The 17,561-nt window shown below is 64.8% G+C and carries 18 protein-coding genes; 7 read left to right on the top strand and 11 right to left on the bottom strand.

All coding sequences use genetic code 11. From position 1 onward, the window contains the following. Positions 1–279: 279 nt before the first annotated feature. From CEJ45_RS01520 to CEJ45_RS01505, 4 genes are all read left to right on the top strand, one after another. Entirely contained in the window at positions 280–963 is a 684-nt protein-coding gene (locus tag CEJ45_RS01520; RefSeq protein WP_088753481.1) for a glycine zipper 2TM domain-containing protein, read from the top strand. Between the two features lie 428 nt (positions 964–1,391). Next, a complete protein-coding gene (locus tag CEJ45_RS01515; RefSeq protein ID WP_088753480.1) occupies positions 1,392–2,324 on the top strand; it encodes an alpha/beta hydrolase in 933 nt (310 codons plus the stop codon). A 122-nt stretch (positions 2,325–2,446) separates the two neighbouring features. Beyond that, positions 2,447–2,929, top strand: coding sequence for a DUF4118 domain-containing protein (locus CEJ45_RS01510; protein WP_229297070.1), 483 nt, complete (start codon positions 2,447–2,449; stop codon positions 2,927–2,929). A gap of 123 nt (positions 2,930–3,052) precedes the next feature. After that, complete coding sequence (locus CEJ45_RS01505) at positions 3,053–3,487, top strand: response regulator (RefSeq protein ID WP_088753478.1); 435 nt, start codon at positions 3,053–3,055, stop codon at positions 3,485–3,487. Here the strand turns inward: CEJ45_RS01505 and pdxR are convergent. After that, a complete protein-coding gene (pdxR, locus tag CEJ45_RS01500) occupies positions 3,469–4,944 on the bottom strand; it encodes a MocR-like pyridoxine biosynthesis transcription factor PdxR (protein ID WP_088753477.1) in 1,476 nt (491 codons plus the stop codon). The genes CEJ45_RS01505 and pdxR overlap by 19 nt on opposite strands. 103 nt (positions 4,945–5,047) lie before the next feature. On the opposite strand from pdxR, the gene CEJ45_RS01495 reads away from it, so the two are divergent. Then, the gene (locus tag CEJ45_RS01495) at positions 5,048–5,806 is read left to right on the top strand and encodes a GNAT family N-acetyltransferase (RefSeq protein WP_088753476.1); all 759 of its coding nucleotides are present in this window, start codon (positions 5,048–5,050) and stop codon (positions 5,804–5,806) included. Here CEJ45_RS01495 and CEJ45_RS01490 read toward each other — a convergent pair. Further along, a complete protein-coding gene (locus CEJ45_RS01490; protein ID WP_088753475.1) occupies positions 5,772–6,689 on the bottom strand; it encodes a LysR family transcriptional regulator in 918 nt (305 codons plus the stop codon). The two genes, CEJ45_RS01495 and CEJ45_RS01490, sit on opposite strands and share 35 nt — an antisense overlap. Positions 6,690–6,846: 157 nt before the next feature. On the opposite strand from CEJ45_RS01490, the gene argC reads away from it, so the two are divergent. Further along, positions 6,847–7,779, top strand: coding sequence for an N-acetyl-gamma-glutamyl-phosphate reductase (gene argC, locus CEJ45_RS01485; RefSeq protein ID WP_088753474.1), 933 nt, complete (start codon positions 6,847–6,849; stop codon positions 7,777–7,779). A gap of 230 nt (positions 7,780–8,009) precedes the next feature. Beyond that, complete coding sequence (locus tag CEJ45_RS01480; protein WP_088753473.1) at positions 8,010–8,237, top strand: hypothetical protein; 228 nt, start codon at positions 8,010–8,012, stop codon at positions 8,235–8,237. 82 nt (positions 8,238–8,319) lie between these two features. Here the strand turns inward: CEJ45_RS01480 and CEJ45_RS01475 are convergent, their stop codons facing one another. The 9 genes from CEJ45_RS01475 to CEJ45_RS01435 all read right to left on the bottom strand — a co-directional run bounded on the left by CEJ45_RS01475 (position 8,320) and on the right by CEJ45_RS01435 (position 17,482). Next, positions 8,320–9,345 carry a TRAP transporter substrate-binding protein gene (locus CEJ45_RS01475; protein WP_088753472.1) on the bottom strand — a complete coding sequence of 342 codons (1,026 nt, stop codon included), beginning with the start codon at positions 9,343–9,345 and terminating at the stop codon, positions 8,320–8,322. A gap of 52 nt (positions 9,346–9,397) precedes the next feature. Further along, entirely contained in the window at positions 9,398–10,522 is a 1,125-nt protein-coding gene (locus CEJ45_RS01470; protein WP_088753471.1) for a zinc-dependent alcohol dehydrogenase family protein, read from the bottom strand. A 29-nt stretch (positions 10,523–10,551) separates the two neighbouring features. Further along, complete coding sequence (locus CEJ45_RS01465; protein ID WP_088753470.1) at positions 10,552–11,322, bottom strand: SDR family oxidoreductase; 771 nt, start codon at positions 11,320–11,322, stop codon at positions 10,552–10,554. Between the two features lie 10 nt (positions 11,323–11,332). Then, positions 11,333–12,775: an aldehyde dehydrogenase family protein gene (locus CEJ45_RS01460; RefSeq protein WP_088753469.1), complete on the bottom strand. Its 1,443-nt coding sequence runs from the start codon at positions 12,773–12,775 to the stop codon at positions 11,333–11,335. A gap of 66 nt (positions 12,776–12,841) precedes the next feature. After that, positions 12,842–13,519, bottom strand: coding sequence for an ABC transporter ATP-binding protein (locus CEJ45_RS01455; RefSeq protein WP_088753468.1), 678 nt, complete (start codon positions 13,517–13,519; stop codon positions 12,842–12,844). Position 13,520: 1 nt separating this feature from the next. After that, entirely contained in the window at positions 13,521–14,261 is a 741-nt protein-coding gene (locus tag CEJ45_RS01450; protein WP_088753467.1) for an ABC transporter ATP-binding protein, read from the bottom strand. Further along, a complete protein-coding gene (locus CEJ45_RS01445; protein ID WP_088753466.1) occupies positions 14,258–15,247 on the bottom strand; it encodes a branched-chain amino acid ABC transporter permease in 990 nt (329 codons plus the stop codon). Before CEJ45_RS01445 ends, CEJ45_RS01450 begins: the two co-directional genes overlap by 4 nt. Then, on the bottom strand, positions 15,247–16,152 hold the full coding sequence (locus CEJ45_RS01440) for a branched-chain amino acid ABC transporter permease (RefSeq protein WP_088753465.1): 906 nt from the start codon (positions 16,150–16,152) through the stop codon (positions 15,247–15,249). The genes CEJ45_RS01445 and CEJ45_RS01440 overlap by 1 nt, the downstream gene beginning before the upstream one ends. Before the next feature lie 19 nt (positions 16,153–16,171). Further along, positions 16,172–17,482 carry an ABC transporter substrate-binding protein gene (locus CEJ45_RS01435; RefSeq protein ID WP_088753464.1) on the bottom strand — a complete coding sequence of 437 codons (1,311 nt, stop codon included), beginning with the start codon at positions 17,480–17,482 and terminating at the stop codon, positions 16,172–16,174. Positions 17,483–17,561 lie beyond the last annotated feature (79 nt).

Raw genomic sequence — 17,561 nt, 5'->3', positions numbered from 1 at the left:
CGGCCCTGCGCCGCTCCCGCGTTTGCGTGCCCCGCCTCTACCTGCGCCTCCCGTCCGGGATGCGCAAGCCTGTCCCGCCTGCATCGCCCTCCCCGCCTGAACCACCTTTCGCTTGCTCCAGGGCAGCGTTGCCTTGCCGCAAAGCCTTGTCCAGCCCCACTGTTGCAGGATTACAAGTCCTTACAACTGACACAGAATCGGGATTTTTTTTGGCCCATGACCACTCCATAATCCAGTCATCCACTCATCAACGACAACAGAACAACTAGAGAGGTCATCATGGAAACCAATACCAATACCCCGCAAAACCTGAACGCCAGCAACAACGCCGTGAGCCAGCCTTCCGCACCCGCCTCGTCTGGCCGGATTCATCCGCTGGTCGCCGGTGCCTCGGTGGCCGTGATCCTGGTCAGCCTGATCGGCGTGGCCGCCATGACAGGCCTGTTGCCCAGCTCCAAGAGCGCCAATTCCCCGCAGCAGGTCGCGGCGATGGAACAGGCTGGCCAACCCGCCCAGAACCAGCAGCCGCTGGCGCAGCAGCAAGCCCCGCAATCGACTTCCTACCAGCCCCAGCCTGGCGCCTACCCGGCCCAGGCAGCAGCACCGGTGGCCCAGCGCGCCCCGGCCATCTGCAGCAGCTGCGGTGAAGTGATCGGTGTGCGCACCGTGCGCCACAGCGTCCCCACCAGCGGCGTGGGCATTGCCGGTGGCGCCGTGGTCGGCGGCCTGCTGGGCAACCAGATCGGCGGCGGTACCGGCCGCACCCTGGCCACCATCGCCGGTGCCGTCGGCGGCGGTTATGCCGGCAATGAAGTGGAAAAGAACGTGCGCTCCACCACCAGCTACGTCGTCGATGTGCGTATGGAAAACGGCAAGACCCGCAGCTTCCCGCAAACCAGCGAAAACTGGCGCGCGGGTGACCAGGTACGTGTGGTCAACGGCCGCCTGGAAGGTCGCGGCTGATCCTGGCAGAGCAGCAAACCGTCCCGGTCCTTCGCCGGGATCAGGGCAAGCCCTTCGAGCCGCTTCGAAGGGCTTTTTCGTTGGTGCCTCCCCTCCCGGAGGGTGCCGGCTATAAGTATTTGGTGCTGGATGTGAAGATTTGTGCACCGATTGCGTCTTTACAACGTTATCCTGTCGTCAGGTTGTCATATTCCTGCCGGATGGCACGCCACGCCACCCTCTTCCGGCGATCCTGGGAGTGCAATTGATAAACGCTGGCAACATTTTGCCGAGGCAGTTAGACTTTTGCCAAAAGTCATCCGCCAGGACGCAGCGGAGTTGGTAGCCGGGAAACAGAACGCTCAAGCGTCGGCCCGCTTACTCGTACTGAACGGGGGGCGAACGATTCGCCAGGGCGCGCCAGAGGGCGCAAAAGCGTTTGAAGATTTATGGACTCACAGTCATCCACACATAGCGCCGGCACTGCAAGCACAGCGGCCGGATCCGCCGACCAAAGGCACACCGAAGAACGACACGGCGGCCCTCCCAAGGACCATGCCGTCATCCTGCTGCACGGGCTGTGCGGTTCGCACCTGGAAATGGGCTCCATCCCCAAGCAGCTGAAGAAAGCCGGCTGTACCGTCATCCCCCTGAACATCGACAATTACTCGGCTTCGCTGACCAATCCGCGCGTCTCCCCCGATTGGGAAGCCTGGTGCGCCGTGGTTGAGAGCCGCGTGGCGCGCCTGAAGGAAGAATTCCGCACCGTCTCGCTGTGCGGCCTGTCCATGGGCGCCACGCTGGCGCTGGCGGTGGCGGCCCGCAGCAAGGAATTGCTGTCGGTGGTGCTGCTCTCGCCGGTGCTGCAATACGACGGCTGGTCGGTGCCGTGGTACTGGAAGCTGCTCACCGTGGTCTACGACATGGGCATACGCAACTGGTCCTACAAGGAAAGCGAACCCTACGGCATCAAGAATTATGAAATGCGGCGCCGCGTGGCCGCCGCCCTGGAAAAGGATGGCGTGGCCGCCGTCGGCGCCGCCTCCATCCCGGCGCGCCACCTGCGCGCGGCCCTGCGCATGATTGCCTTCGTGCGCCAATCGCTGCCGCTGGTGCGTACCGATACCCTGATCATCCACTCCATCGACGATGAGACGGCCTCCCCGCGCAATGCAGAATTGATCCAGCAGCAGATCAATGCGGAAGTGCGCAAGGTGGTCTGGCTGGGGGATTGTTATCACATCATCACGGTGGACAATGAACGCGAAATCGTCACCAACGAAACCGTGATGTTCATCAAGCGCAGCATCGAGATCCACGGCAATGAGATGAGCCGCAAATATCTCGGACATTCTTCGCCGCTCAAGGACCGACGCGGCTGAACTGACGCAACGAGACAACGGCGGTAAGCCTTTTGAAAGACAGCATTCTTAACATGAGCCCATTGCGCCGCAGTGCAATGTGAACCAAGATGGATACGACGCGCCCCCATTCCAGAACCATCATGAGCCTGATCCGACTCAAGAATGCCAAGAGCTGGCGCCCGCAAGGGTTCCGGCCGATCTACGTGAGTACCTTCGGCTTCGTGGCGGCGTTCGGGCTGCGCTATGCGCTGGCGCCGTTTGTCGAAGAATCGCTGTCGATGCTGTTTTTTGCCGTCAATTGCATCGTGATGAGCTATCTTTTCGGCTACCTGTATTCACTGGGGCTGCTGGCCATCAGCATTCCCACGGCCATGTTCTTCTTCCGCAAGCCCTATTACACGATGGATGGCCTGGACGACAAGGACATCTTCCTGATCCTGGTCTATACGGTCATCGTGGCCACCGCCTCCATCATCATTGAATGGCTGCAGCGCGAGCGCTATGCTGCGGTGCTGCAGCAGCGGGTGTCGGAAACCCGCTATCGCCTGCTCATCGAATCGGACCAGGCGCGCCGCGCCGAGTACGCCAGGCAGTTCGAGAGCCCTGCCAGCGACGGCGCCTGAACCGGCGGAACTGTCCCGCCTGCCTGCGCCGCCCGTGCGCAGGCACCACCCCATCAGGAAGCCCCTGATAGTCCTCCCGGCGCAGCTCTCCTAAGATGCTTCCATCCCAGCAAGGAGGCCGCCATGTCCCAGACCCATCACCTGCCCCGCATCCTCGTCATCGACGGCGATCTGGATGCCATCGAATCCGCCCGTTTTGCCCTCTGGCGCAGCCAGCTGCCCTGCCAGTTCGACTGGTCCGATGATGCCGAGCTGGCCAATGCCTCCCTGCTGACGCAGGCGCTGTGCCACAGCAAGGACTTGCCCGCGCTGATCCTGCTGGACCCGCGCAGCTGCTTCGGTACCGAAGGCTACGAATTGCTGCGCACCCTGTGCGTCTACCAGCAGCTGGCGCAGATTCCGCTGGTGCTCTTCACGGCGGCGCCCATGTCGGCCGATTTCGCCCAGGAGCAGGACAGCCGCATCTGGTACGCCGCCAAGCCCGTGCGCACGGCCGACTACATGGATGTGGTCACGCAGTGCGTACAGCAGCGCCTGCATCACCCGGCCACGCTCTGAGCCCGCAAGCTGCGCCGCACGATCACGGCCAGGCGCCGGATCAACGGACCGAACTGTTCGGCCGCGGTGTTGCCGTATCCGATCACCAGCCCGTTGTGGCCCCCCTGCGCCTGCCCCTCTGAAAACGAAGATACTGCCCCCACGTTCATGCCTGCCGCCCGTGCCGCCGTACTGACGGCGCCGTCCGGACAAGCCGGCGGCAGCTGCAGCGTCAGGTGCAGGCCGCTGTCGCCGCCTTGCACTGCCAGCTCCGGCAGGTGCGCCTGCAAGGCCGTGCGCAAGGCCTGCTGGCGCTCGCGATAGAGCCGCCGCATGCGACCCAGGTGGCGCGCAAACTGTCCCCCGGCCATGAACTCGGCCAGCGCCAATTGCTCCAGGCGATGTCCGCCGCGCAGCAATTCGGCCAGCGCCGGACCGGCCCCCTCCCCGGCTGACGCCGGCAAGACCAGGAAACCGATGCGCAAGCCCGGGAACAGCGTCTTGCTGAAGGTCCCCACATACAGCACCGGCGCATCCGGCACCAGTCCCTGCATGGCCGGGATCGGATGGCCGTGATGACGGAATTCACTGTCGTAATCGTCCTCGATGATCCAGCAGCCGTGTTCACGCGCGCGTGCAATGAGCGCCAGGCGGCGCGCCAAGGAGAGCACCGCGCCGGTCGGGTACTGGTGCGAAGGCGTCACATGGATCAGCCGTGGCGGCCAGCGCCAGGCGCGCGGGTCAATGACGACGCCCTCGTGGTCGACCGGCATGGAACGGATCTTCATATCGCCTGCATGGAAGGCGGCACGCACCCCGCCGTAGCCAGGATCTTCCAGCCAGGCGCGCTCGCCCGGGTTGGCGAAGAGCCGCACGCACAGCGACAGCGCACCTTGGGAACCCTCAGTCACCACCACCTGGGCGGCCTCGCAGCGCACCCCGCGCGCCACCCGCAGGTATTGCGCGATGGCTTCACGCAAGGCCGGCTCCCCCAGCGGATCGCCGTAGGCCAGCGCCATCGGCCCCGCTCGCTTGAGGGCACGCTCCTGGCAGCGCAGCCAGGCATTCAAGGGAAATCGATTGAGCGCCGGCATGCCGGGCGTGAGTGGCAAGCTGCGATCACCGGCATCCCGCGTGGGCTTCATGGTACTGACGCGGCGCGACTGGCGCTGGCTGCCGTTGCGCGGCACGGAGGCAGTGGCGTGGACGATGGCGGGCGCGGCCTGCAGCGTAGCCACCCGCGTGCCCTGGCGGTCGGCCTGGGCGTAGCCTTCGGCCACCAGTTGCTCGTAGACCGCCAGCACCGTATTGCGTGCCACCTGCAACTGCTCGCACAGGCTGCGGGTGGACGGCAGGCGGCTGCCGGGCGGCAATTGGCCGCCCAGGATGGCGCGCTTGAAGCGCCCCAGCAATTGCTGCTGGCGCGAGGCCGCACCGGGCCGGGCATCAAGCGGGGAGGACAGCAGGGCAAGCGGCATCGTCAATGGCTTTCGTGGCTCCATCAAATCATCGTCGTGTGGCACTTTTGATGATGCCACGAAAACGCTATCGTGCCAGCTCCGAACTCGCCTGAAAGTGACCATGACCGTTCTGCCGCCAACCCGCCTCAATGCATATCAGCAACCCGTGGGCCCCGCCCTGCCCGACTGGCAGCCTCGTGCGCGTCCTGCAGGCCAGACCCTGCAAGGCCGCAGCTGCCGGCTGGAGCGGCTCGACGCCGCCCGCCATGCCGCGCAGCTCCACGCCGCCTTTGCTACCGCGCCGGATGGCCGCGACTGGACCTACATGATGAGCGGCCCCTTCCCGGACGCCGCCAGCTATCGCCACCAGGCCGAGCAGATGCAGGCCACCCAGGACCCGCTGCACCATGCAGTGATCGACCTGGCCAGCGGCCAAGCGGTCGGCACCATGGCGCTCATGCGTATCGAGCCGGCCCACGGCGTGATCGAGGTTGGACACATCGCCCTGTCACCACTTCTCAAGCGCAGCCGCATGGCCACCGAGGCGCATTACCTCTTGATGCGCCATGTTTTCGAGGACCTCGGCTATCGCCGCTACGAATGGAAATGCGACAGCCTCAATGCACCGTCGCGCGCAGCGGCGCAGCGCCTGGGCTTTCGCTTCGAGGGCATCTTCCGCCAGGCCGTCGTCTACCGGGGACGCAGCCGCGATACCGCGTGGTTTTCCATCATCGACAGTGAATGGCCAGCGCTGCGGCAGGCATTCGAACAGTGGCTGGACGATGGAAATTTCGATGCCCAAGGACAGCAGCGCCAATCACTCTCCGCCCTCACGCGCGCCACGCTCACGAACGAACACGCGGTGTCTTCAGCTGCTTGAGTTCCCATAGCGCCTCCAGCACATGGCGCGTGGCCGGCTCCAGGTGGCTGGCACGGTGGGCGATGCCCAGCGGCCGCCACAGGGCGGGCCGCAACGGCCGCATGACGATGCGCGGGTCCAGCGGCACCGGTCCGCCCCGGGCGCTGGCCTCATGCGGCAACAGGGTGGCACCGTAACCGGCCGCCACCAGGCTCTTGATGGCGTCATTGAAATTGAGCTGGATGCGTGCAACAGCTTGCTCTCCGGCGCCCGCGAACCACTCACTGGTCAGGCGCGAGAGCCGCGTCTCGGGGGCATTGAGGATCAGCGGCTGCGCGGCCAGCCAACCCGGCGTGACCTGGCGGGGCGCGTGCCACGCTGCTGGCAGGAAGGCCATCACCGGATCACGCCGCCAGGGTTTCACGCTCAAGCCACCCACGGGCGATTGCGGCAGGGCCACCAGGCCGATGTCGAGCCGCCCCTCGCTCAGTTGCGACAGGGTTTCCTGCGAGGTCAGGATGTGGATCTGCACGTCGATATCAGGATGGCGCTGACCCAATCGCTCCAGTACCTGCGGCAGCAGCGTGGCAATGGCGCCGGTGGAAGCGCCCAGCCGCACCCGCCCGGCCAGTCCCTGCACCTGCCGCCCCACTTCCTCCAACGCCTGGTCGGCCGCTGCCAGCAGCTGTCGGGCGCGTGCAACCAGGGTGGCGCCGATGCCCGAAGGCCGCACCTGGCTGCGCTGGCGCAGCAGCAGCGGTGCGCCGATGCGCTCTTCCAGCTCACTGATGTGCAGGCTGACGGTAGGTGGCGCCAGGTGCAGCTCGCGCGCAGCAGCGGCAAAGGAACCGAGGTCGGCGATGGCGACCAGGGTACGCAGGCGGTCCAGGCTCAGTTCACGCATGGCAGGGCTCCTTCGGAAAAAAATCGATATTCAGGAAAACTGAACGATCTCTTTGTGATATTCAACTTTTCCAATTATACGTTTGCCTTCACCATGCAGGTCTTCGGCAAGCGCCGGCCGTTTTTCCTCGGCGCCCTTTCCTGCACTGGAGCAACCCGTGAGCACACTTCCCCTGATCTTCATCGATGGCGACCAAGGCACCACCGGCCTGCAGATCCACGAACGCCTGCGCGGTCGCGACGACCTGCGCGTGCTGACCCTGCCGGCCGCCGAGCGCAAGGATGCACGCCGCCGCGCCGAAGCCATCAACAGCGCCGACATCGCCCTGCTGTGCCTGCCGGACGCCGCCGCGCGCGAAGCCATCACCCTCATCGAGAATCCCAAGGTCCGCGTGATCGACGCCAGCTCGGCCCATCGCACCAGCCCTGGCTGGGTCTATGGCTTCCCCGAACTGTCGGCAGAACAGCCGCAGGCGATCGCCCAAGCACAACGCGTGACCAATCCAGGCTGCTACCCGACGGGTGCCATTGCCCTGCTTCGTCCGCTGGTCCAGGCCGGGTTGGTGCCGGCTGATTACCCGCTGGCCATTCATGCGGTCTCCGGTTATTCCGGCGGCGGACGCGCCCAGGTCGAGCAGTACGAGGGTCCCGAGGCCGCGCAAGCCGCACCTTTCGTGCTCTACGGGCTGGGCCTGGCGCACAAGCACCCGCCCGAGATGCAGTTGCACGCCGGCCTGTCGCAGCGCCCGGTCTTCGTGCCCAGCTATGGTGCCTTCCGCCAGGGCATCGTGCTGTCCATCGCCTTGCAGACGCGCCTGCTGCCGCAACACGCCACGCTGGAGACCCTCCGCGCCGCGCTGCAAGCGCATTACGCCGGGGCGCGTTACGTCACGGTGCTGGATGCGCAGCAAAGCGCGACCACGGCCCAACTCGACCCGACCCGCCACAATGACAGCAATGACATGACGCTGGGCGTCTTCGGCAATCCGGAACACGGCCACATCCTGCTGTGCGCCGTCTTCGACAACCTGGGCAAGGGTGCCTCCGGCGCCGCCGTGCAGAACCTGGACCTCATGCTGGGTGCGCAGTGACTCGCGTATTCGGAGCGAGCTCATCAGCACAGGTGCACTGACGCGCGGACGACAGCCACAAGGCTGCGCCCGCCGTCAAGCCAGGCACTCGTAAATAGTGGTAAAGGACTGCAGCAACGCACGGCAGGAAACGGCAGGCTGTGGCATGATGGCACCTCGATTTGCCACCCAACCTGCAGGTGGCGGCCCTCCCCCCCCAGCAGTGACCGCCGCCCCCGCTTCGAAGCAAGATGTCCACCACCTTAGGCGCTATCGCGTGCAAGTATCAAGACGCGACCATCAAACTGACTCCCGTATTGCGTACCGATGGCAAATGGACGGCGTTCGTCCATATCGACTTCCCGGATCGCAGCACGCATGAGTTCGGCGATTTCAAGCCAGGCAATTCCAAGATGGAGGCCCTGCAGAATGCCGTTACGGCCGCCGAGCAATACGTCCGCGAGCGCAAGAAAAAGTAAGTTTTTCCGTCGCGCCACGGCCCCATGAAGAAACGGCCTGCATCGCTGCAGGCCGTGCTTTCGGCTTTTCCGGGCGGCGTACTCAGTTCATCTTCACCCCTGCCGCCTCGCTTTCCTTATAGATCGCATCGATCAGGTCCTGCCCTACGCGCGAGGCCATGCTCTTGTGCACGGGCAGCAGCGCGCGCCGCCATTCGGCTTTCTCGTCCTCGCTCAGGGTATAGACCTTGGTCTTGCCACTGGCCTTGATGGCGGCCAGGGCATCGTCGTTTTCCTTCTGGGCGATGGTATTGGCATAGACCGTTGCTTCCTTCATGGCCGCTTCCAGCTGCGTGCGCACGTCCGCTGGCAGCGCCTCCCAGAACTTCTTGTTCACGATCACCGCATAGCCGATGTAGCCATGGTCCGAGACGGTCAGGTTGGACTGCACCTCATGCATCTTCTGGGTATAGACGTTGGAGGGCGTGTTCTCGCTGCCGTCGACCACGCCGGTCTGCATGGCCTGGTACACCTCGGAAAACGCCAGCACCTGCGGATTGGCCTTGAGCGCGCGGAACTGCTCATCGAGCACCTTGGAGGACTGGATGCGCATCTTCAATGCACGGAAGTCGGAGACCTTGTGCAGCGGGCGGTTGGCCGTCATCACCTTCATGCCGTTATCCCAGTAGGCCAGGCCCTTGATGCCACGGCTCTCCAGCTTCTGGAACAGGCCCTGCCCGACCGGTCCTTCGGTCACCCGTTTCAACACCGCCTTGTTGGGGAAGATGTAGGGCAGGTCGAAGACCTCGAACTCCTTGGCCCCCAGCGGCCCGAACTTGGCCAGCGAGGGCGCGAGCATCTGTACCGAACCCAGTTGCAGGGCTTCCAGCTCTTCCTTGTCCTTGTAGAGCGTGCTGTTGGGATAGACCTCGACCTTGACGCGGCCATTGGTCGCCTTCTCGGCCAGTTCCTTGAAGCGCTCGGCGCCCTTGCCCTTGGGCGTGTCATTGGCCACCACGTGGCTGAACTTGATGACGATGCTCTGCTGGGACAGCGCTGGCGTGGCCGACAGGCCCAGTGTGGCGAAGGCGCAGGCGGTCAGTGCCGCCCGCATTGTGATGATGGTCATGGATGTCTCCTCCGGGGGTGAAGCCGCAAGCCGATGACCTCGGCTTGCGGCGTTAGAACACAATGAGGTCGCGCAGGCCCTCCCCGCTGTGCAGGCGGTCGAAGCCGCGATTGATATCGGCCAGCGCCAGGCGCTCGCCCATGAGCTTGTCCACCGGCAGCTTGCCGGCCTGGTACAGGCCGATGTAGCGCGGAATGTCGCGCACCGGCACGCAGGAGCCGATATAGCTGCCCTTGACGGTGCGTTCCTCGGCCACCAGGCTGACCTGCTGCAGGGCCCAGTTCTGGTTCGGCGCCGGCAGGCCGGCGGTGACCGTCATGCCGCCGCGCCGGGTCATGCGATAGGCAGCCTCCATGGCCTGCACCGACCCGGCCATCTCGAAGGCGTAATCCACGCCACCCTTGGTGAGCGCCTTGACCTTCTCCACCGCATCCGGATCACGGGCATTGACGGTGGCCGTGGCGCCCAGTGCGCGCGCCACTTCCAGCTTGCTGTCATGGAGGTCCACCGCGATCACCTCGCGGGCACCGGAAGCCAGCGCACCCAGCATGGTGCACAGCCCCACGCCGCCCAGTCCCAGCACGGCGGCGGTGGTGCCGGCCTTGACCTCGGCCGTATTGACCGCCGCGCCCACTCCGGTGAGCACGGCGCAGCCGAAGAGGGCCGCCTGCACGGGATCGATGTCGGCGTCGATCTTCACGCAGGAGCGGCGCGACACCACGGCATGATCGGCAAAAGCCGACACCCCCATGTGATGGTGAACGTGCTGCGCCCGGTCACGCAGGCGCCGCTGACCGCTCAGCAATTGACCCACGGTATTGGTCGCCGCGCCCGGTTCGCACAGTGCCGGCCGTCCTTCCATGCAAGGCAGGCAGTGGCCGCAACTGGGCACGAAGACCAGTACTACCAGGTCCCCTGCGCGCAGGTCGGTCACGCCGCTGCCGACCTCGACCACTTCGGCTGAGGCTTCGTGGCCCAGCGCCATGGGCACCGGTCGCGGGCGCACGCCGGTGATGACCGAGAGGTCCGAGTGGCACAGGCCTGCAGCCTTCATCTTGACCAGCACTTCGCCGGGGCCGGGCGCATCGAGATCGAGTTCCTCGATCTTCAGTGGCTGGCTCACCGCGAACGGATGGGCCTCGGTCACTTCACGCAGTACAGCGGCTTGGATTTTCATGGTGTCGTCTCCCTCCTGTTGGAAAACGCCTAGATTACACGACCGCCGTCGACCGGCACTTCCATCCCGGTCAGGAAGTGCGAAGCATCGGTGGCCAGGAACACCGCCACGTTGGCCACATCGGTCGCTTCGCACATGCGGCCCAGCGGAATGGTGGAGATGAAGCGGGCGCGATTTTCCGGGGTATCCGGCATGCCCATGAATTGCTCCAGCAGCCCGGTGGCGCCCATGACCGGGCAAATGGCGTTGACGCGAATGCGGTCCGGGGCCAGTTCCACCGCCATCGACTTGGAGAGCATGTTGACTGCGCCCTTGGAGCTGTTGTACCAGGTCAGCCCCGGGCGAGGCCGGATGCCGGCCACCGAACCCACATTGAGGATCACTCCGCCGCGACCCGGCTCGCCCTGGTTGCGCTCACGCAAGAGCGGTACGACGGCATGGGTCATGTGGAAGATCGATTTGACGTTGATGGCGAAGACGCGATCGAAGGTCTGCTCATCCACCTGCAGCATGGGCTGGTTGCGATGGGTGGCACCGGCATTGTTGACCACGATGTCGGGAATGCCGAATCGCTCGACGCACAGGCGCACGGCGGCCTGGACGGCCGCCGCGCTGGTGACGTCACAGGTCGCTGCGGCGGCCTTGGGGCCGAGCTGCGCGGCCAGCGCCTGTGCGCCTTCGCCGTTGATATCGGCGATCAGGACGCTGGCACCCTCGCGCACGTAAGCGCGGGCGATTTCCGCGCCGAATCCGCCGGCCGCTCCGGTGACGATGGCGACCTTGCCTGCAAGTTGCGACATGCGATTCTCCTTACTTGAAATGATGGACGATGGTCTTGGTGGTGCTCATCTCTTCCAGCGCCAGCAAGCCCTTCTCGCGGCCATGGCCGCTCTTCTTGACGCCGCCGAAGGGCAGTTCCACGCCCCCGCCCGCCCCATAGCAATTGATGAAGACCTGCCCGGACAACACGCGCTGTGCCAGCCGCGCCTGGCGGCCGCCGTTCTCGGTCCAGATGCCCGCGGCCAGTCCGTATTCGGTAGCATTGGCCAAGGCAATCGCGTCGTCTTCGTCCGTGAATGACATGGCCGAGAGCACCGGCCCGAACACTTCGCGGCAGGCCAGCTTGTGATCGCGCGGTACGCGTCCGAACAAGGTGGGCCGCACGAAATAGCCTTCCCCGGGAATGCCCTCCCCCAGCACTCCCTGGGCCAGTACCGGCACGCCGGATGCGATGGCTTCATCGATGAAGCCCTGTACCCGGTCGCGCTGCTTGCGATTGACGATGGGGCCGCAATCCAGGTCCATCTCGGGCGTGCCGACCCGCACCTGCGCAAAGCGCTCGGCCACGCGCGCCACGAAGCGGTCGTAAATGTTTTCCTGGACCAGCAGGCGGCTGCCTGCCGAGCAGGTCTGGCCGGCATTCTGGGTGATGGCCTTGACGATGACCGGCACGGCCTTGTCCAGGTCGACGTCATCGAAGACGATCTGCGGCGATTTTCCGCCCAGTTCGAGCACGCAGGGAATGTGATTCCTGGCCGTGGCTTCCTGCACCATCACGCCCACTTCCGGCGAGCCGGTGAAGGTGGCGAAGTCGATGCCGGGATGCGCGGTCAACGCAGCACCGGCCTCATGGCCATAGCCCGTGACCAGGTTCAGCGCACCGGGCGGAAAGCCCGCCTCCATCGCCAGTTCAGCCAGCTTGATGCCGGACAGGCAGGCATCTTCCGAGGGCTTGAGCACGGTGGCATTGCCCATCGCCAATGCCGGCGCCAGCGAGCGTCCGAACATCTGCGCCGGATAGTTCCAGGGAATGATGTGTGCCGTCACGCCATGCGGTACGCGCACCAGGCTGACGTTGTAGCCGTCAAGGTAGGGAATGGTCTCGCCGTGGATCTTGTCGGCGGCACTGCCGTAGAACTCGAAGTAGCGCGCCACCACCTTGACATCATTGCGTGCCACGGTGATGGGCTTGCCGGTATCACGCGCTTCCAGTTGGGCGATCTCCTCGGCATGCGCAAGGATCAGCTCACCCAGGCGCATCAGCAGGCGTCCCCGCTCGGTGGCCGTCAGGCGGCCCCAGGGGCCGGAGAGCGCGCTTCTTGCAGCCGCGACCGCCAGGTCGATATCGGCCTTGCCGCCGCGTGAGATCTGGGTGAATACCTTGGCATGACTGGGATCGATCACATCGATGGCCTGGCCATCTTGAGCCGCATGCCAGCGGCCATCGATCAACAGGGTCTTGGGGGAACTCATGGCGTCTTCCTCAAATGGGTGGGCAGGCCGTGACCGGCATCCGGCCTGCGTTGCAGAAAAAATTCTTCAATGCGCCAGGGCCTGTTCGCCATTGGCAGCCAGTTCGCCGCGTTCGAGCATCAGGGTGGCATCAGGCAGGTCGCGCAACAGGCTGCGATTGGACTCGGTCACCACCACGCAGACCTGGCTGTCAATCTCGCGCAGGCGGCGCAGCGATTCACCGTATTGCGTCGCCAGTACCGGCGCCAGCCCCTGGAAAGGTTCATCCAGCAGCACCAGGCGGGTACCGGCCATGAGCGCGCGCCCCAGCGCAGCGATTTTGCCCTGCCCGCCGGAGAGCGCCGCGCCCGAACGCGGCAACATCTCCTTGAGCTGCGGCACCACTTCCACCGCCTTTTGCAGGCGGCGGTCGATCTCGGGCCGGGACAGCCCCAGCACATCGCAGGGCAGGCGCAGGTTTTCTTCCACGCTCAGGGTCGGGAACATCACCCGGTCTTCCGGTGCATAGCCGATGCCCAGCGCCGCCCGGCCATGGGCGGGAACGCTGGCCAGGTCTTGTCCGGCGAAGTGGATGCTGCCTTCCTGCAAGGGCAACAAGCCCATGATGGCGCGCAGCAAGGTGGTCTTGCCAGCGCCGTTGCGGCCGACCACGGCCAGCAGCGCGCCGGCCTCGAAGTCGGTCTCGATCCGGCGCAGCACGGTGATGCCGGCAATGCGTGCGCTGATGCGATTGATCTTCAGCATCTCATTCCCCTATGACGTTGCGACGGATCTCGGGATTGCCCAGCACCTCGGCCGGCTGGCCATCGGCGGCGATGCGTCCGGCGATCCAGGCGGCCACGCGAGTGGCATAGCGGGTCACGATATCCACATCATGCTCCACGAAGATGGAGGTGATCTTCTGCTCGTCCAGCACGCGCATGATGATGGCCATGAGCCCGTGCTTCTCTTCGGTGGAGACACCGCTGGTGGGTTCATCCATGATCAGCAGCTTGGGTTGCAGCACCAGGGCCATGGCGATATCGAGCAGCTTGCGCTGGCCTTCGGGCAGCAATGCGCAAAGGTCATCTGCACGCTCGCGCAGGCCGACCAGTTCCAGGATGCGGTCGATCTCGCCATCCGGCAGTACCCGCGCCAGCGGGGTCCACAGCCGCAAGAGGCCACTGCGGCCGGCGGCCGCCAGGCGGATGCAATCGCGCACCGTGTGTTCCAGGAACAGCTGCGGCAACTGGAAGGACCGCCCTATGCCACGCTGGACGATGGCACGCGGCGCCATCCGGGTGATGTCGCGGCCATCGAAGTGGACGCTACCGCCGGTGGGCCGGATGAAGCCGGTGCAGATGTTGATGAAGGTGGTCTTGCCGGCACCGTTCTGCCCGATCACGGCCAAGCGCTCGCCCTGCTGCAATTCGAAATCGATGCTGTCGGCCACCACCACGCCGCAGAAGGCCAGCTGCAGGCCACGGGTCTGCAATAACGCGCTCATGGACGCAGCTCCTTGATGACGGCGGGGCTGGCATCAGCCTTGTCCGCGGATACAGGCACCGGCCTGGCCTTGCGGAACAACAGGCCGGACAGCCCGCCGGGAATGAAGAACACCAGCCCGATCAACACCAGCCCCAGCACCATCTGCCAGGCCCCGGTGAAGAGCGCAGCCGAATACAGCTTGACGAACTCGAACACCACCGCCCCCAGGAAGGCGCCGACCGGATGCCCCACGCCCCCGAGGATGGAGATGAAGACGATCTCCCCCGAGCGCACCCAATAGCCCATCTCAGGCGTGACCAGGCCCTGCATCAGCGCAAACATCGCTCCGGACAATCCGCACAATGCCGCCGACAGCACATAGCCGATCCACAGTGCCCGGTTGGCCGAGAGGCCGATGTATTCGAGCCGGGTCTCATTGGTCTTGACGGCCGCCAGGGCCTGCCCCGCAATGGACTGCTGATAGCGCTGCACCAGCAGGGCCACGATGACCGACAGCAGCACCGAGACGATCAGCAGGCCCGTTTCGAATCCATCGCGATCCAGCTGCAGGCCGAAGAAGGTCGAGCGTGCCAGGCGGATACCGTCAGTACCGCCGGTCCAGTTGTAGAACTTGCCAAGGATGGAAAACAGCACCATCGACAACGCCAGGTTGAGCATGCCGAAAAAGATCGCACGGTAACGCACCACGAACAGCCCGATCAGCATGCCCATCAAAGCGCCACAGAGCGTGCCGGCCAGCAGCAGCACGGCACTGTCAAGCTGCGGTACGGCGCGGGCCAGGAAGGCCGCCACGTAGCCGGCCGCACACGAATACATGGCATGACCGAAGGACAGCTGGCCGGCCCGGATCAAAATCGATACCCCCAGTGCCGCCACCCCGAAGCTGGCCGCGATCACCACCGGCGTCTTCAGCCACGGCAAGGCCAGTGGTGCGGCCAGGGCCAGCAGCGCCAGCATCAAACCGGCAAGATTGGCTCGCGTCATCACACCCTCCTCGCCTGGGCCACGGAGAACAGTCCTTGCGGACGAAACAGCAGCACCAGCACCATGATCAGGTAAGGCACCAGCACCTCCAGTTCAGGTTGCAGGTACACCGAGAACGAACGTGCCAGGCCGATCAGCAGTGCGGTCACCAGCGTGCCTTCGATCTGCCCCAGCCCGGCGGTGGCTACCACGGCGAAGGACAGCACGATCATTTCAGCCCCTACGCCCGGTACCAGCGAGGTGGTCGGTGAGGCCAGCGCACCGCCCAGCGCACCCAGCATGGAGCCGGCCACGAAGGTCAGCAGGCAGATGCGCTTGGCATCGATACCCATGGCCGTGGCCACCTCACGGTGATGCGCCACCGCCACGATCTGGCGCCCGGTACGGCTGGAGCGCAAGAACCAGCGCAGCCCCACGAACACCACCAGCGCCACGCCCGGCAAGACCATCAACTGGTAGCGCGTATAAGTGATGCCGAGGATCTCGGCCACCCCCAGGTAGCTGACGATGTCCGAGACGAAGTAAGGCTGGGCGCCCCAGATCATGCGCTGCAGGTCCTCAAAGATCATGAAGGCGGCGAAGGTCACCAGCAGTTGCAGGATCTGCTCCTTCTCGTAGAGCCGGCGCAGCAGCAGCACTTCCATGACGCTGCCCAGCACAGCCCCGATCACCAGCGCCGCCACCACCAGCCACAGGAAGGACCAGGCCGGCGAGAGGCCGCGTGCAGCCGCCCACAGTCCCAGGGTGGCGGCGAAGTAGCCGCCGAAGGCATACAGGCTGCCATGCGCCATGTTGAGGATGCGCATGACGCCAAACACCAGCGTCATGCCCAGCGCCACCAGGAACAGCAGCGCAGCGTAGGAGATGCCGTCCAGCACCGCCAGCAGGAACAATTCCTGATTCATGATCGTCGCCCGTCCCGCTTCAGTTCACCGCAGGGAAGGTCTTGATGCGCGAGTCCTTCAGCAACTCGGGCTTGACCGTCTTGACCCAATCCACCGACTTCTGGCCGACTGGTGCAATGGCCATCTCGGCCGGATAGATTTCGATCTTGTCGAGGATGGGGAAGGGATAGCCCGCCACCTTTTTGGTCGTGCCCAGCAGCTGGTCTTCCAGGCCCTGGCCGTCCTCGCGGATGGTGACCTGGTCGGTCAGGCCACGGAAACTCAGGCCATGCATGGCTTCGGCCAGTTGCTCGGTACTCGGCCACTGTCCCTTGTTGGCCTTGATCGCCTTGTCGTAACCCGCCACCAGCCCGTCGAGCGCCTGGATCATGTGGTAGACCGAATAGATGGGGTAAGCACCGGTCCTGGCCTTGAACTTGTCAACGAAGCCCTTGAGCTTGGGATCATCCTTCAATACCGGATGCAGGAAATAGTGGTCGCCGCGGGCCCCGATGATGACGCCGTCCGGCAGGGTCGTGCCCAGGCGTTCCAGCGAGCTTTCCGCCAGCGGCAGCACGAACAGGGAAGACTTGATCAGGCCGCGCTGGGCCGACTGGCGCACGAAGGTATCGAGGTCGCCGCCCCAGGAGGTCGAGAGGATCACGTCGGGACGCAAGGCCTGCAGGCGGCTGATCTCGGTGGAGAAATCGGAGGCACCGAACTTGGGGAACAGCTCGGCCACCACCTTCACGTCCGGCTTGAGCACCTTCAGCGTCTGCGAGAACAACTCCCAGGAATCACGACCCCAGGCATAGTCCTGGTTGACGACGGCGATGGTCTTGAAATTGGGTTTCTGCCGCAGCAGGTACAGGACGCTGGCCACCATCTCGGTAGTGGCGTTGGCTTGCGTACGGACCACGTACTTGTAGCGGCGATCCTCCAGCACCTTTTCGGTACCGCAATCCCACAGGATGTTGAGCACCTTCAAATCCTCCGCCACCGGGGCCAGGATGTTGCAGTTGCCGCTGGAGATGGAGCCCAGCATCACCTTGACCTTTTCTTCCTGCACCACGCGGCGGTATTCGGAGAGCATCTTGTCGCCGCCCACGCCCTCATCGATGAAAGTCGGCACCACCTTCACGCCATTGATGCCGCCCTTGGCGTTGAGCTCTTCCAGGTACAGTTCAGCCGCCTGCTTGGCCGGCACGCCGAATACCGAAGCGGGTCCCGAGGTGAAGGTGGTGATGCCGATCTTCAGTTCGGACGGCTTGGCCTGGGCCGCTGCGCCCTGGGCGAATGCCAGCGCCGATGCGGCGGCCAGCAGGGTGCTGATGATTTTCTTGTTGAACATGTCTCTCCTCCTGTTGATGGAACCTGCCGCGCCCCGCTGCGGCCTGTGGGTACTGCCTGTCCGGCTGCTGTGATTGTTG

The sequence above is a fragment of the Herbaspirillum aquaticum genome, assembly GCF_002213425.1.
Taxonomy (GTDB): Bacteria; Pseudomonadota; Gammaproteobacteria; order Burkholderiales; family Burkholderiaceae_D; genus Herbaspirillum; species Herbaspirillum aquaticum.
The sequence above is the reverse complement of the archived record's forward strand: the minus strand, read 5'-3'. Positions and strand labels throughout refer to the sequence as shown.

Coding starts and splice junctions, on each gene's coding strand:
- CEJ45_RS01445 (WP_088753466.1), bottom strand. CDS start 15,247: ATGACGCGAGCCAATCTTGCCGGTTTGATGCTGGCGCTGCTGGCCCTG.
- pdxR (WP_088753477.1), bottom strand. CDS start 4,944: ATGCCGCTTGCCCTGCTGTCCTCCCCGCTTGATGCCCGGCCCGGTGCG.
- CEJ45_RS01475 (WP_088753472.1), bottom strand. CDS start 9,345: ATGACCATCATCACAATGCGGGCGGCACTGACCGCCTGCGCCTTCGCC.
- CEJ45_RS01465 (WP_088753470.1), bottom strand. CDS start 11,322: ATGTCGCAACTTGCAGGCAAGGTCGCCATCGTCACCGGAGCGGCCGGC.
- CEJ45_RS01490 (WP_088753475.1), bottom strand. CDS start 6,689: ATGCGTGAACTGAGCCTGGACCGCCTGCGTACCCTGGTCGCCATCGCC.
- CEJ45_RS01520 (WP_088753481.1), top strand. CDS start 280: ATGGAAACCAATACCAATACCCCGCAAAACCTGAACGCCAGCAACAAC.
- CEJ45_RS01440 (WP_088753465.1), bottom strand. CDS start 16,152: ATGAATCAGGAATTGTTCCTGCTGGCGGTGCTGGACGGCATCTCCTAC.
- CEJ45_RS01495 (WP_088753476.1), top strand. CDS start 5,048: ATGACCGTTCTGCCGCCAACCCGCCTCAATGCATATCAGCAACCCGTG.
- CEJ45_RS01435 (WP_088753464.1), bottom strand. CDS start 17,482: ATGTTCAACAAGAAAATCATCAGCACCCTGCTGGCCGCCGCATCGGCG.
- CEJ45_RS01480 (WP_088753473.1), top strand. CDS start 8,010: ATGTCCACCACCTTAGGCGCTATCGCGTGCAAGTATCAAGACGCGACC.
- CEJ45_RS01510 (WP_229297070.1), top strand. CDS start 2,447: ATGAGCCTGATCCGACTCAAGAATGCCAAGAGCTGGCGCCCGCAAGGG.
- CEJ45_RS01515 (WP_088753480.1), top strand. CDS start 1,392: ATGGACTCACAGTCATCCACACATAGCGCCGGCACTGCAAGCACAGCG.
- CEJ45_RS01460 (WP_088753469.1), bottom strand. CDS start 12,775: ATGAGTTCCCCCAAGACCCTGTTGATCGATGGCCGCTGGCATGCGGCT.
- CEJ45_RS01470 (WP_088753471.1), bottom strand. CDS start 10,522: ATGAAAATCCAAGCCGCTGTACTGCGTGAAGTGACCGAGGCCCATCCG.
- CEJ45_RS01450 (WP_088753467.1), bottom strand. CDS start 14,261: ATGAGCGCGTTATTGCAGACCCGTGGCCTGCAGCTGGCCTTCTGCGGC.
- CEJ45_RS01455 (WP_088753468.1), bottom strand. CDS start 13,519: ATGCTGAAGATCAATCGCATCAGCGCACGCATTGCCGGCATCACCGTG.
- CEJ45_RS01505 (WP_088753478.1), top strand. CDS start 3,053: ATGTCCCAGACCCATCACCTGCCCCGCATCCTCGTCATCGACGGCGAT.